The sequence below is a fragment of the Denitrificimonas caeni genome, from assembly GCF_027498055.1.
Classification (GTDB): domain Bacteria; phylum Pseudomonadota; class Gammaproteobacteria; order Pseudomonadales; family Pseudomonadaceae; genus Denitrificimonas.
Genome location: NZ_CP114976.1, coordinates 373,996 through 388,148 on the forward strand (window position 1 = coordinate 373,996; position 14,153 = coordinate 388,148).

11 protein-coding genes are annotated in these 14,153 nt (G+C 48.2%); 6 read left to right on the forward strand and 5 right to left on the reverse strand.

Annotated elements, in window-relative coordinates; genetic code table 11:
• Positions 1–86: 86 nt before the first annotated feature.
• From O6P33_RS01855 to trxA, 4 genes are all read right to left on the reverse strand, one after another.
• The gene (locus tag O6P33_RS01855; RefSeq protein WP_269818558.1) at positions 87–1,058 is read right to left on the reverse strand and encodes a 2Fe-2S iron-sulfur cluster-binding protein; all 972 of its coding nucleotides are present in this window, start codon (positions 1,056–1,058) and stop codon (positions 87–89) included.
• A 48-nt stretch (positions 1,059–1,106) separates the two neighbouring features.
• Complete coding sequence (gene ubiD / locus O6P33_RS01860) at positions 1,107–2,573, reverse strand: 4-hydroxy-3-polyprenylbenzoate decarboxylase (RefSeq protein ID WP_269818559.1); 1,467 nt, start codon at positions 2,571–2,573, stop codon at positions 1,107–1,109.
• 87 nt (positions 2,574–2,660) lie between these two features.
• A complete protein-coding gene (rho, locus tag O6P33_RS01865) occupies positions 2,661–3,923 on the reverse strand; it encodes a transcription termination factor Rho (protein ID WP_269818560.1) in 1,263 nt (420 codons plus the stop codon).
• Between the two features lie 242 nt (positions 3,924–4,165).
• Positions 4,166–4,492, reverse strand: coding sequence for a thioredoxin TrxA (trxA, locus tag O6P33_RS01870; protein ID WP_269818561.1), 327 nt, complete (start codon positions 4,490–4,492; stop codon positions 4,166–4,168).
• A 196-nt stretch (positions 4,493–4,688) separates the two neighbouring features.
• On the opposite strand from trxA, the gene ppx reads away from it, so the two are divergent.
• A complete protein-coding gene (gene ppx / locus O6P33_RS01875) occupies positions 4,689–6,194 on the forward strand; it encodes an exopolyphosphatase (protein ID WP_269818562.1) in 1,506 nt (501 codons plus the stop codon).
• Positions 6,195–6,213: 19 nt separating this feature from the next.
• Here the strand turns inward: ppx and O6P33_RS01880 are convergent, their stop codons facing one another.
• On the reverse strand, positions 6,214–6,651 hold the full coding sequence (locus O6P33_RS01880; protein WP_269818563.1) for a DUF3301 domain-containing protein: 438 nt from the start codon (positions 6,649–6,651) through the stop codon (positions 6,214–6,216).
• A gap of 164 nt (positions 6,652–6,815) precedes the next feature.
• Here O6P33_RS01880 and dnaA point away from each other — a divergent pair, with 164 nt between their 5' ends.
• The 5 genes from dnaA (at position 6,816) to pbpG (ending at position 14,153) form a co-directional block, all read left to right on the forward strand.
• Positions 6,816–8,297 carry a chromosomal replication initiator protein DnaA gene (gene dnaA / locus O6P33_RS01885; RefSeq protein ID WP_269818564.1) on the forward strand — a complete coding sequence of 494 codons (1,482 nt, stop codon included), beginning with the start codon at positions 6,816–6,818 and terminating at the stop codon, positions 8,295–8,297.
• A gap of 37 nt (positions 8,298–8,334) precedes the next feature.
• Complete coding sequence (gene dnaN, locus O6P33_RS01890) at positions 8,335–9,438, forward strand: DNA polymerase III subunit beta (protein WP_269818565.1); 1,104 nt, start codon at positions 8,335–8,337, stop codon at positions 9,436–9,438.
• A 15-nt stretch (positions 9,439–9,453) separates the two neighbouring features.
• On the forward strand, positions 9,454–10,545 hold the full coding sequence (recF, locus tag O6P33_RS01895) for a DNA replication/repair protein RecF (RefSeq protein WP_269818566.1): 1,092 nt from the start codon (positions 9,454–9,456) through the stop codon (positions 10,543–10,545).
• A gap of 4 nt (positions 10,546–10,549) precedes the next feature.
• Positions 10,550–12,970 carry a DNA topoisomerase (ATP-hydrolyzing) subunit B gene (gene gyrB / locus O6P33_RS01900; RefSeq protein ID WP_269818567.1) on the forward strand — a complete coding sequence of 807 codons (2,421 nt, stop codon included), beginning with the start codon at positions 10,550–10,552 and terminating at the stop codon, positions 12,968–12,970.
• Between the two features lie 298 nt (positions 12,971–13,268).
• A complete protein-coding gene (pbpG, locus tag O6P33_RS01905) occupies positions 13,269–14,153 on the forward strand; it encodes a D-alanyl-D-alanine endopeptidase (RefSeq protein WP_420094952.1) in 885 nt (294 codons plus the stop codon).

Genomic DNA, 14,153 nt, shown 5'->3' on the forward strand with positions numbered 1-14,153 from the left:
TCGTAAGAGCTCAAGCGGGCGCAATACCGGCCACCCCCACAGCAGAGTAGATCATCCCTCTCACGGCTGTGGGCTAAACTTGCCAGCTATTCTGGGCGTGGCGCGTAGGCAAATACATCAGCCTGCATTTGCTCCGGCTGCATGCCTGCAGCAACCAAGGCATCCAGTGTGCCGTAGACCATGGCTGGCGAACCACTGACAATCACTCGATAGTCGCCCAACTGGGCAATATCATGGCAGACGGCTTCATACAGCAAGCCGCTACGCCCTGACCAACCACTGTCCTCACTCACAATAGGATGATAATGGAGGTTCGGCATTGCCTGCCAAGCTGACAGGTTTTTCAAGGCATAGAAATCCTCAGCAACCCGCACCCCCCAATACACATGAATCGGCTGATTAAAGCCAATAACGCGGCAGTGCTCAAGTAAACTATGCACCTGTGCCATCCCCGTTCCTGCAGCAATCAGCAGCAACGGACGCTCATCTGGCTGAGCTAAATGCACATCACCAAAAGGCATTTGCACCTTGGCGATACGCTCTTTTTGTAGCTGTTTCAGTAGCTCAACTGCTGCATTGTCACGCGCGAGAATATGCAATTCCAACTCTCGACCCTGGTGGGGCGCAGAAGCAATAGAGAAAGCGCTGAACTCTCCACCGCTACGTTCAAGTAACAAGTACTGACCGGAGTGGTAACTCACTTGTTTGCCTGCAGGTAAGCGCAGGTGCACAGAAAACACATCGGCACCCAGTGGCGTGACACTCACCACCTGACAGGCGGCTTTACGTAAAGGTAGCTCGTTGGGCGCTAAAACATCATCCCAGTGCAGTTCACAGTCCGATAAAGGCTCCGCTAGGCAGGTAAACAGCTCACCGGACTCTAAAATATCATCCCCTTGTCGGACTTTACCGCTGATTAAGTTGGCCGCACAAATATGGCAATTACCATTGTGGCAACTTTGCGGGGCATCAAAACCTAAACGGCGTACTGCATCGATAATCCTTTCGCCAGGCAGCAAATCTATAGCATGCCCCGACGGTTGTAACATGATTTTCATGTGTAACCTGTTTCCTCTGTGTTCACGGCATAATCAATGCTCGGTACTTTAATCAATACCAAGTTCTGACCACAAGCCATCAATACGCTGTTTGACCGCTGGGTCCTGCTCAATAACACGGCCCCATTCACGGGACGTTTCGCCGGGCCACTTATTGGTGGCATCCAAGCCCATTTTGCTGCCTAAACCAGACACTGGTGAGGCAAAATCTAAATAATCAATCGGTGTGTTATTAATTAATACTGTGTCACGGCTTGGATCCATACGCGTGGTAATAGCCCAAATCACATCATTCCAATCCCGTGCATTGATATCGTCATCGGTCACAATGACAAACTTGGTGTACATAAATTGACGCAAGAAACTCCATACGCCCAGCATTACGCGCTTCGCATGACCAGGGTACTGTTTCTTAATTGTCACTACTGCCATGCGATAGGAGCAACCCTCGGGTGGCAGGTAAAAATCGACTATTTCCGGAAACTGCTTTTGCAAAATAGGTACAAACACTTCATTGAGTGCCACACCTAAAATGGCCGGCTCATCCGGCGGTCGTCCCGTATAGGTGCTGTGATAAATAGCATCTTTACGTTGGGTTATACGTTCTACGGTAAAAACTGGGAAGCTATCAATCTCATTGTAATAGCCAGTGTGGTCGCCGTAAGGACCTTCATCAGCCATTTCACCAGGGTAAATATGGCCTTCTAAAATGATTTCCGCACTCGCTGGTACCTGCAAATCGCTACCAATGGCTTTCACTAATTCAGTACGCGAACCGCGCAACAACCCCGCAAAAGCATACTCCGACAAGGTGTCGGGTACTGGCGTGACTGCCCCCAAAATTGTTGCTGGGTCAGCACCTAAAGCAACAGCTACAGGGTAGGGACGGTCAGGGTACTTTTGGCACCAGTCACGGAAGTCTAAAGCACCACCGCGATGACTGAGCCAGCGCATAATAACTTTATTGCGCCCCAGCACTTGCTGGCGATAGATACCTAGATTCTGCCGCTCTTTGTTCGGCCCTTTAGTGATGGTTAAGCCCCAAGTAATCAAGGGCGCGGCATCACCTGGCCAGCAGGTTTGGATCGGCAAGGCAGTCAAATCGACATCCTCGCCTTCAATGATTACCTCTTGGCAAGCAGCGTCTTTGCGTACTTTTGGCGCCATGGCCAAGACTTTTTTAAACATTGGCAGCTTGTTCCAAGCGTCTTTAAACCCCTTGGGTGGCTCAGGCTCTTTCAGAGCGGCCAATAACTTACCAATTTCACGCAGTTCTGTGGTGCTTTCCGCTCCCATACCTAAAGCCACGCGCTCCGGCGTACCAAACAGGTTACCCAACACTGGCATAGAGAAGCCCACTGGGTTTTCAAATAGCAGAGCTGGACCGGCTTTACGCAAGGTGCGGTCGCAAATTTCTGTCATTTCTAAAACAGGGGAGATAGGAACTTGAATACGCTTGAGTTCACCACGTTGCTCAAGGCCACGGATGAAGTCTCGAAGATCAGAATACTGCATGCTGTTATCCGTAGCAGATCAAGCCTTGAACTGATGCAAGTAGTGCTAAAACACACCAGCTCATAGCTTTATGATTCTAAACGAGAGTTATTTACTGCGCTTCATCGACATGAAAAACTCTTCATTGGTTTTTGTGTCTTTGAGCTTATCCAGTAAAAACTCGATGGCCGCTGTTTCATCCATGGGGTGCAACAGCTTACGCAAAATCCACATGCGCTGTAGTTCGTCATCACTGGTTAATAGTTCTTCACGACGGGTGCCCGAGCGGTTGATATTGATAGCTGGGAACACGCGCTTTTCTGCAATACGGCGCTCAAGTTGCAGCTCCATATTACCGGTACCTTTAAACTCTTCGTAAATCACTTCATCCATTTTCGAACCTGTCTCAACCAGAGCGGTTGCGATAATGGTCAGTGAGCCACCTTCTTCAATGTTACGCGCCGCACCAAAGAAACGTTTTGGTTTCTCTAACGCATGGGCATCAACACCACCGGTGAGTACTTTGCCGGAGCTTGGTATAACGGTGTTGTAAGCACGGGCCAAGCGAGTAATGGAGTCGAGCAAAATAACCACATCTTTTTTGTGTTCAACCAAACGTTTGGCTTTCTCGATCACCATTTCAGCCACTTGTACGTGTCGGGTTGGCGGCTCATCAAAGGTCGAAGCAACCACTTCACCGCGCACAGTGCGCTGCATTTCCGTTACCTCTTCAGGACGCTCATCAATCAGCAAAACGATTAGATGGCACTCTGGGTTGTTACGGGTAATGTTTGAAGCAATATTTTGCAGCATGATGGTTTTACCGGCTTTCGGCGGTGCCACAATCAAGCCCCGTTGGCCTTTACCAATGGGTGCTGCTAAATCAATCACGCGACCGGTTAAATCCTCAGTAGAGCCGTTACCAATTTCCATTAGTAAGCGCTTATTGGGGAAGAGTGGGGTCAGGTTTTCAAAAAGGATTTTATTGCGGGCGTTTTCTGGACGATCAAAGTTGATCGAGTCCACTTTTAGCAACGCAAAATAACGCTCGCCTTCTTTTGGCGGACGAATTTTACCAATAATGGTGTCGCCCGTTCTTAAGTTAAAACGGCGAATCTGGCTCGGCGATACGTAAATATCATCCGGCCCTGCGAGGTAAGACGAATCTGCTGAGCGCAGAAAGCCAAAACCATCTTGTAGAATTTCGAGGACGCCATCGCCAGAAATTTCTTCACCGCTGCGTGCATGACGCTTCAGTAGGGAGAAAATAATATCTTGTTTGCGTGAACGAGCCATGTTGTCCAGGCCCATTTGTTCAGCCATTTCTAGCAATTCAGCAACGGGTTTTTGTTTTAGTTCGGTCAGATTCATAGGGGAATGACGATGATATAATTTAAAGGAATGAGCAAGCACTTATGCTTGGGAAGCGTACCGCGAGGAGAACATTCGATTGTTTGTTCAGAGCCGCAAAGATATCGGCGACGGCATGCAGATTCGTAGTGCCGTGAGCATTACGTTGGTGGAATCTACCACTTGCGAGGGCGTGCGTCTAGTGTGCGCACTAAACAAAAAGCACACTAGACATCAACGTATTTGAGCGATTGCCGCTATATTTAGATATGGCTTTCGAGGAATGCGACTAATTGGCTTTTGGATAATGCGCCAACTTTGGTTGCTTCAACGTTGCCATTTTTAAACAGCATCAAGGTTGGAATACCACGCACACCGTATTTAGGTGGTGTTGCTTGGTTTTCATCAATGTTCAACTTACAGATTTTTACTTTCCCAACAAACTCTGCTGCTACTTCTTCCAACACTGGAGCAATCATTTTGCATGGGCCACACCACTCAGCCCAGTAGTCAACCAGCACTGGGCTGTCAGCTTGCAATACATCTTGATCAAAGCTCGAGTCGCTAATATTGGTAATGTGATCGCTCATGAAACCTCTCCGTAAACGCGGATGCAAATTAAAGTCCTAATGATAGCCTGACTGGGCCATTAACGAAAGTAACCCGACACAACCTGCTCTACTTTTCGCACAGCAAAGCCCACTTTCAACGACATGCCCTTGATTTAAATTGGCGAATCAGTCACAGCATGGCAGGATAGTAGTATTACTTTATTGGATTTGCGGCATGCCCAACTCTGCTCCCAAACATTTTCCGCTGATTGCAGCCATTGACCTGGGATCCAACAGCTTTCATATGGTGTTGGCTAAAACAGACCAGCGCGAAATTCGCATTCTTGAGCGCATTGGTGAGAAGGTTCAGTTAGCTGCGGGGATTAACGCACAACTTGAACTGCAAGATGATGCCATGGAACGTGGCCTTGACTGTTTACGCCGTTTTGCCCAACTGATTCATGAGTTACCACAGGGGGCAGTACGCATTGTTGGTACCAGTTCGCTACGGGTAGCGCACAACCGTCAGGCTTTTATTCAGCGAGCGGAAGAAATTTTAGGCCATGATATTGATGTTATTTCCGGCCGCGAAGAAGCCCGCCTAATTTATCTGGGCGTATCCCACACCTTAGCTGACACACCAGGCAAGCGCTTAGTGGTTGATATTGGTGGCGGCAGTACTGAGTTTATTATTGGCCAGCAATTTGAGTCACAACTGCGTGGCAGCTTACAAATGGGCTGTGTAAGTTTTAGCCTGCGCTTTTTTAACGATGGCAAAGTCACTCCAGCACGCTATGCGCAAGCTTACACCGCTGCACGCCTTGAGCTGATGGAGTTAGAGCAAAGCTTGCGTCGCCTAGGCTGGCAAGACACTGTGGGTGCTTCCGGCACCATTCGCTCCATTGGTCAGGCATTGGCAGCTGGCGGTATCACCAATGGTGCCATTACCAGCGCAGGCCTGACGTGGTTAAAGCATGCAGTATTTGCCGTTGGCGATATCAGTAAAATTGATATCGCTGGTGTAAAACCTGAACGCAGCGCTATTTTGCCCGCTGGCTTAGCCATTATGGAAGCTATTTTTGATGCCTTGAATATTACCGAAATGACCCCATGCGATGGCGCTTTGCGAGAGGGTGTTTTGTACGATTTATTAGGTCGGCATCAACATGAAGATGTCCGTGAACGCTCTATCCACGCACTTATGGAGCGCAGCCATGTTGATCATGAGCACGCCCAGAAAGTTGAATGCAAAGCCTTGCAAGCCTTAGAGCAAGTGGCCGTTGCTTGGCAACTCAACGAAGAGTGGCATAGCGATATTCTCAGCTGGGCAGCGCGGGTGCACGAGGTGGGTTTAGACATTGCCCACTATCACTACCACAAACATGGCGCTTACTTAGTTGAGCACTCGGACTTATCCGGTTTCTCCCGCCAAGATCAGCAAATGCTGGCACTCTTAGTACGCGGACACCGCCGTAATATTCCTAAAGAACGCTTTGATGAGCTGCCTGAAGGGGAAGGGCAGCAACTGCTTTTACTCTGCATCTTGCTGCGCTTTTCAATTCTTTTGCACCACATTCGCGGCTCGCAAGAAGTGCCGGAGTTGCAGTTGATTGCCGGAAACAATAGCCTGCACATTCGTTTCCCAGAAAACTGGTTGGATAACAACCCTTTAACCGTGGCTGATTTTGAAAAAGAAGCCGGCTGGCTCGAGCGCATCAACTTTAAACTGACAGCTGAATAAAGCTGCTTAGCCAAGACTCTTAATCCTCAGGTTTGCGATGTGCGCGCCAATCCTGCAGCTCAATCACATTGTTAGAAGACGTGCGATTGGTTGCTGCTGTGCTAGGATTCTGGGTTGCCACAACTGCTTCTTGTGGCGTTTCGGTAAGCGGGTAAGCCTGCAACTCTATTTTAGCCAGGTGACGGCCAAACATAGCTACGCTACCAGACAGTCGCTCTAAGCTGGTTACCGTAAACTCAAAGCCATACATCCGTGCTAAACGCTTCTGTCCTTTACCATCGCGGATAATCCGCCAACCTTTTAACGCGACATTTTCATCTAACAACTGCACTTGCTCATTCTCGCAATGTTGCTTCACAAGGTATAAAGCGCGCTCACGAATTCCGTGACCACGCCATATCCACGCAATGGTTAGGGCAACCAGCAACCAAGCAAACAGCTCTCCCAGTGTTATCATTTATGTCACCGTGGTTATGCCTTGTAAGCACTGCTCAGATAGCAGCAAGGAAATTATTTTGTCTCAAGCGACACGCAGCTATTTTATTTACCCCTGTGGATAACTTTCCGTCTGGCGGCTACAATAGCAGGTCGCAATATTTACGTTTTTCTTGAGGGTTCTCTGTGTCTGTCGAACTTTGGCTTCAATCTGTCGACTTCTTACGCGATGAACTGCCTGCTCAGCATTTCAACACTTGGATCCGTCCATTACAAGTTGAAGCGGTTGGTGATGAGTTGCATATTTTTGCACCCAACCGCTTTGTCTTAGATTGGGTCAACGACAAGTATCTCAACCGTTTACTTGAGCTAATGGCTGAACGCAACGACGGCAACGTGCCATCCATTGCCTTACAAATCGGTAGCAAAGCCAAAACTCGCACGCCTAGCAGCCCGAGCCCTGCGGCTAATGCGCGTACTAATGTCAGCATGCCTGCCAGCACTCCTAGCCCAGCACCAACACCGGTGCAAACGGTGATTACGGAGCACACCCCAGCGCCTGCAGCGCAGGTTTCCAACCCTAATCCTGCACCCTCGGTCAGTGTCAATGTCGAGCATACTGCGCCGGCTAAAGGGGCGATAAAACATGTCAGCGCCCTCAATCGCTCATTTACTTTTGATAGCTTTGTTGAGGGTAAATCTAACCAGTTAGCGCGCGCTGCGGCTTGGCAAGTGGCTGATAACCCTAAGCACGGCTATAACCCGCTATTTTTATACGGTGGCGTGGGTTTAGGTAAGACTCACTTAATGCATGCGGTTGGTAATCATTTACTGCAGAAAAACCCTAATGCTAAAGTGATTTACTTGCACTCTGAGCGCTTTGTCGCCGACATGGTGCGAGCGCTACAAAACAACGCAATTAATGAATTTAAAAACTACTATCGCTCAGTGGATGCTCTGCTGATTGATGATATTCAATTTTTTGCTAAAAAAGAGCGCTCGCAAGAAGAGTTTTTCCATACGTTTAACGCACTACTGGAAGGCAATCAGCAGGTTATTCTCACCAGTGACCGCTACCCCAAAGAAATTGACGGCCTTGAAGAGCGCTTAAAGTCGCGTTTTGGCTGGGGTTTAACCGTTGCCGTAGAGCCACCAGAACTAGAAACTCGCGTTGCCATTTTAATGAAAAAAGCCGAGCAGAGCAGGGTGCAACTCTCCCACGATTGCGCCTTCTTTATTGCCCAGCGGATTCGCTCTAACGTGCGTGAGTTAGAGGGTGCGTTAAAGCGCGTTATTGCTCACTCGCACTTTACCAACGAACCCATTACAGTTGAGCTGATTCAAGAGTCATTAAAAGACCTGTTAGCACTGCAAGATAAACTTGTTAGCTTGGATAATATTCAGCGCACTGTTGCTGAGTATTACAAAATTAAAATTTCCGATATCTTATCGAAGCGGCGCTCGCGCTCAGTGGCTCGTCCACGTCAAGTAGCGATGGCATTGGCCAAAGAAATCACCAACCACAGCTTGCCTGAAATCGGTGATGCCTTTGGTGGCCGCGACCATACAACTGTTTTGCATGCTTGTCGGAAAATTGCCGAATTGAGCGAAACTGATGCGGATATCCGCGAAGACTATAAAAACCTACTGCGCACGTTAACCACCTAAATAGCAGTGTGCCAGCAATTTTAAGCAAGGACTTACCATGCACTTCACTATCCAACGCGAAGCTTTGTTAAAACCGCTGCAACTGGTAGCCGGTGTTGTTGAACGCAAGCAAACCATGCCTGTGTTATCCAACGTACTGCTCGTCATTGAAGGTCAAAACCTCTCAATGACCGGTACGGACACCGAAGTTGAACTGGTCGCACGCATCACTTTAGAAGAGCCTGCGCAACCCGGCGAAATTACTGTGCCTGCGCGTAAGCTTATGGATATCTGCAAAAACTTACCCGCTGATGCGTTAATTGACTTTAAGGTCGATGAGCAAAAAGTTTTAATTAAAGCTGGCCGTAGCCGCTTTACTTTAACCACCTTGCCAGCCACAGATTTCCCAGCTTCAGAAGAAACCCCAGGCTCTCTGACCTTCACTCTAGAACAAGGTCAAGTGCGTCGTTTAATCGAGCGCACCAGCTTTGCTATGGCGCAACAAGACGTACGCTACTACCTAAACGGACTACTTTTAGAAGCCCAGCAAGGTTTGCTGCGCGCGGTAGCCACTGACGGTCACCGCTTGGCGCTGTGCTCAGTGCCGGCGCAAATCATGGAAAGTGTGCAGCACCAAGTTATTGTGCCGCGCAAAGGTGTACTCGAGTTAGCCCGCCTAATGACTGAAGACAGCGCAACAGTCACTATAGTTTTTGGTAGCAACTACATTCGCGCCACCACCGACGAGTTCACTTTCATCTCTAAGTTAGTCGATGGTAAGTTCCCTGACTATGAGCGTGTCTTGCCACGGGGTGGAGATAAGATAGTTTTAGCGGACCGCCAAGGTTTGCGTGAAGCTCTAAACCGCGCTTCAATTTTATCCAATGAAAAATACCGCGGTATTCGTTGGCAGCTTGAGTCGGGCTTATTAAAAATCCAAGCCAACAACCCTGAGCAAGAAGTGGCAGAAGATGAAGTGTCCGTTGACTACAGCGGTGATGAGCTGGAAATCGGCTTCAACGTGACCTATCTGCTTGATGTTTTAAGCGCCACAACATCTGAACAAATCAGCATTACTTTGGCAGACTCAAACAGCAGTGCACTTATCCAAGAAGCTGACAACGACAGCGCATCCTACGTTGTTATGCCCATGCGCCTGTAAGTAATAGGCTTTAATATGGCTATTAGCCAACTGCAAGTCACCGGCATCCGCAACCTTAAGCCGGTGACTTTGCACGTTTCACCGCGCATCAACATTCTTTACGGTGACAATGGTAGCGGCAAAACCAGCGTTTTAGAGGCCATACACTTACTCGCAATGGCCCGTTCCTTTCGTAGCACTCGCTTACAACCAATGATTCAATATGAGCAAAGCAGCTGTACTGTATTTGCCCAAATCAAACATACCGATGGTAGCCAAAGCAACCTTGGCATCAGTCGTGATCGGCAGTCGGAACTTCGTATTCGTATTGATGGTCAAAATGCACGTAGTGCAGCACAACTGGCCCAACTTCTACCTTTACAATTGATCAACCCCGATAGTTTTCGTCTACTGGAAGGCTCACCGAAAATGCGCCGCCAGTTTTTAGACTGGGGGGTGTTCCACGTGGAACATCAGTTTATTTCTGCCTGGCAGCGCTTGCAGACAAGTCTTAAGCAAAGAAATTCATGCTTGCGCCATGGTATAATGGATCGTTCAGTAATAGCTGCTTGGGATAATGAGCTTTGTATTGCCAGCAACGAAATAGACCAGTTGCGCCGTGCTTATATCACCAAGCTAAAACCTGTTTTTGAACAAACCCTAGCCAAGCTACTTGATCTACCAGGTTTGACCCTCAGCTACTTTAGAGGCTGGGATAAAACCAGCGAGCTACAAGAGGTGCTCAATAAAAACTTTGATCGAGATAGAGCCCTAGGTTATACCCAGGCCGGCCCACAACGTGCCGATCTAAGAGTTCGCGTTGATAAACATAACGCTGTGGACATCCTCTCCAGAGGGCAGCAAAAGTTAGTTATCTGCGCTTTAAGAATAGCTCAAGGTCATTTGTTATCTCAGGCAAGACGCAATGAATGCATCTATCTTGTAGATGACTTACCTTCAGAGCTGGACGAGCAGCATCGTTTGGCCTTATGCCAGCTGCTCGATGATTTAGAATGTCAGGTGTTTATCACCTGTGTTGATAAACAATTAATGATTTCAGGCTGGCGAACGGATACACCAGTCTCTTTGTTCCACGTGGAACAAGGCCAAATTACACCATCGGAGTGACCGCATGAGCGAAGAACAATCGTACGATTCCAGTAGTATTAAAGTCCTTAAGGGCCTGGATGCAGTGCGCAAACGCCCTGGCATGTATATCGGAGATACTGATGACGGCACTGGGCTGCACCACATGGTCTTTGAGACCGTGGATAACTCCATTGACGAATCCCTAGCAGGTCACTGCGATGAGATTAGCATTACTATCCACACCGACGAATCCATTACAGTCCAAGATAACGGCCGTGGTATCCCTGTCGATATCCACGAAGAAGAGGGCATCTCTGCCGCAGAAGTCATCATGACCGTTCTGCACGCCGGTGGTAAGTTTGATGACAACAGCTACAAAGTATCTGGCGGGTTGCACGGCGTAGGTATTTCCGTCGTAAACGCCTTATCGCGCGAATTGGTTATGACCATCCGCCGTCAAGGCAAGGTTTGGGAGCAAACCTACCACCACGGTGTTCCTCAGGCACCGATGACGGCTATTGGCGATACCGACAAAACCGGTACTCGTATTCACTTCAAGCCTTCGCCAGAAACCTTTGCCAACATTCACTTTAGTTGGGATATTTTAGCCAAGCGCCTGCGCGAACTGTCATTCTTGAACTCTGGTGTTGGCATCAAGTTAAAAGATGAGCGCACCGGTAAAGAAGAGCTGTTTCAGTATGAAGGTGGCTTGAAAGCTTTTGTTGAGTACTTAAATACCAACAAAACCACCGTAAATAATATTTTCCACTTCTCTACCCAACGTGAAGAAGACGGCATTGGCGTTGAAGTTGCTATGCAGTGGAATGATGGTTTTAATGAAAACCTTCAGTGCTACACCAACAATATTCCTCAACGCGATGGTGGGGCACACTTAGTGGGCTTCCGTACCGCATTGACGCGCCACCTCAACAGCTATATTGAAGCTGAAGGTATTGGCAAAAAAGATAAAGTAAACACCACCGGTGATGATGCCCGTGAAGGCCTCACGGCAATTATTTCGGTTAAAGTACCTGACCCCAAGTTCAGCTCGCAAACTAAAGAAAAACTGGTTTCTTCTGAAGTTAAGACCGCAGTTGAGCAAGAGATGGGAAAATACTTAGCGGATTACTTGCTCGAAAACCCTGCTGAAGCAAAAGCCATTGTTGCGAAGATGATTGACGCAGCCCGCGCCCGTGAAGCCGCCCGTAAAGCCCGCGAAATGACCCGCCGCAAAGGTGCGCTAGATATTGCTGGTTTACCCGGCAAACTGGCTGACTGCCAAGAGAAAGACCCCGCCTTATCAGAACTCTATATTGTCGAAGGGGACTCTGCTGGCGGCTCAGCCAAGCAGGGGCGTAACCGTAAAACCCAAGCGATCTTGCCCCTGAAAGGTAAGATTCTAAACGTAGAAAAAGCACGCTTTGACCGGATGATTTCATCACAAGAAGTGGGCACCTTAATCACTGCTTTAGGCTGTGGTATTGGCCGCGACGAATACAATATCGACAAGCTGCGCTATCACAACATCATCATCATGACGGATGCTGACGTGGATGGTTCGCACATTCGTACACTCTTGCTGACCTTCTTCTTCCGTCAGCTACCTGAACTGGTCGAGCGCGGCTATATCTACATTGCACAACCACCCCTGTATAAAGTAAAGCGTGGCAAGCAAGAACAGTACATCAAAGATGATGAAGCGATGGATGAGTACTTAACCAACGCCGCTCTGGAAGATGCCAGCTTACATGTAAATGCCAGCGCACCTGGCTTATCGGGCACCGCTTTGGAAGCTCTAGTCAACGAGTACCGTTCAGTACTAAAAACCCTAGAACGTCTCTCGCGCCTGTACCCGAAAGAAATTACCGAGCACTTTCTCTATTTGCCACGGGTAGAACCAGAGCAGTTAAGCGATAAAGCAGCCATGCAATCGTGGTTAGATGCTCTCCAAGTGCGGATGGATGCCGTAGAAAAATCAGGCGAGGTCTACACTGTTGGCTTACGCCATGACAGCGAGCGCAATTACTGGCTACCTGAAATCCAAATTAAAGCCCATGGTTTAACCAACCATATTCTGTTTAATCATGATTTCTACTCCAGTAATGATTACCGCACTGTGACGGAGTTAGCCAACAAGCTAAACAACCTCCTCGAAGAGGATGCCTATGTGATGCGCGGTGAGCGTAAACAAGAAATCAGCACCTTTAAAGAGGCACTGGACTGGTTACTGGCAGAGGGCAGTCGCCGCTTAAGCGTACAGCGCTATAAAGGTCTTGGTGAAATGAACCCCGAGCAACTCTGGGAAACTACCATGGACCCAAGCCAACGCCGTATGCTGCAAGTGACCATTGAGGATGCTATTGCCGCAGATCAGATTTTCAACACCCTAATGGGCGACCATGTTGAACCGCGTCGCGCCTTTATTGAAGAAAACGCGCTGGCTGTCTCTAACTTAGATTTTTAAAGCCAAGCACACCGCCATACCTGCAACGGGTATGGCGGTTTTTTATAAGTAATTATCAACCAGCTGCATACTCTTACCGCTAAGCAGCCAGCACAGATCAAAACACCTATTCATATTCTGTAATAATAAATACCGCCTATACCTAGGGCGCGATGAACTAGTGTGTCATTATGCTGCCCTTATTGTTCCCTAACCACAGGTTACACAGCAAGGAAGGCTGCGCATCCAGAACAGGGTAAAACGTCTTATTTGAGTACCTTCCGTGAATAGAATAGCTAAACTTATAAAAACTAGCGCGTTGGCTACCTTTTTTTTGGTCAGCCAAGCCTATGCAACCACAGCACTTAACAACACCATTCCACAACAAGACCTAGCCGCAGGTAGCGCCTTGCTAGTGGACTTAAAAACCAATGAAGTGCTCTACTCAAGCAATCAAGAATTTGTCGCTCCCATTGCCTCAGTAACCAAATTAATGACTGCCATGGTTGCTTTAGATGCCAAGCAGTCACTGGATGAAAAACTGCCCATCGTCATCAAAGATACCGAAGAAATGCAGGGGGTGTTTTCCCGTGTACGCTTAGGCAGCGAGTTAAGTCGGCATGACTTATTACTGATCACTTTAATGTCCTCAGAAAACCGCGCAGCCGCGAGCTTAGCCCATCACTACCCAGGTGGGCACCACGCTTTTATTCAAGCAATGAATAATAAAGCGCAAGCACTGGGCATGCATAACTCGCGCTTTGTAGAGCCAACCGGCTTATCGGAAAATAATGTTTCCAGCGCTCACGACTTAGTCTTGCTGATTAAAGCGGCACAACAATACCCATTGATTCGCCAGTTCAGCACCACTGAAGAAAAAACCGTAGCCTTCAGTAAGCCCAATTACACCCTAGGTTTTCGCAACACCAATGCCTTGGTGCGCAAAGACAACTGGAATATCGAACTCAGTAAAACAGGTTTTACCAACAGTGCTGGGCACTGCTTAGTGATGAGTACAGAAATGAATAACCGCCCGGTGGCTTTTGTTGTCTTAGACGCTTTTGGTAAATACACCCATATGGCAGATGCTAACCGACTAAAAAAATGGCTGGAAACAGGAGCAATTACTCCTGTACCAGTGGCAGCCCTAAACTATAAAAAAGCTAAACAACAAGAGCGCCAACAGGCCTTAGCCAGTCACTAA

Bases quoted from the DNA above. Each gene is read 5' to 3' on its own strand.
- O6P33_RS01855 (WP_269818558.1), bottom strand. From the start codon at position 1,058: ATGAAAATCATGTTACAACCGTCGGGGCATGCTATAGATTTGCTGCCT.
- ubiD (WP_269818559.1), bottom strand. From the start codon at position 2,573: ATGCAGTATTCTGATCTTCGAGACTTCATCCGTGGCCTTGAGCAACGT.
- rho (WP_269818560.1), bottom strand. From the start codon at position 3,923: ATGAATCTGACCGAACTAAAACAAAAACCCGTTGCTGAATTGCTAGAA.
- trxA (WP_269818561.1), bottom strand. From the start codon at position 4,492: ATGAGCGATCACATTACCAATATTAGCGACTCGAGCTTTGATCAAGAT.
- ppx (WP_269818562.1), top strand. From the start codon at position 4,689: ATGCCCAACTCTGCTCCCAAACATTTTCCGCTGATTGCAGCCATTGAC.
- O6P33_RS01880 (WP_269818563.1), bottom strand. From the start codon at position 6,651: ATGATAACACTGGGAGAGCTGTTTGCTTGGTTGCTGGTTGCCCTAACC.
- dnaN (WP_269818565.1), top strand. From the start codon at position 8,335: ATGCACTTCACTATCCAACGCGAAGCTTTGTTAAAACCGCTGCAACTG.
- recF (WP_269818566.1), top strand. From the start codon at position 9,454: ATGGCTATTAGCCAACTGCAAGTCACCGGCATCCGCAACCTTAAGCCG.
- gyrB (WP_269818567.1), top strand. From the start codon at position 10,550: ATGAGCGAAGAACAATCGTACGATTCCAGTAGTATTAAAGTCCTTAAG.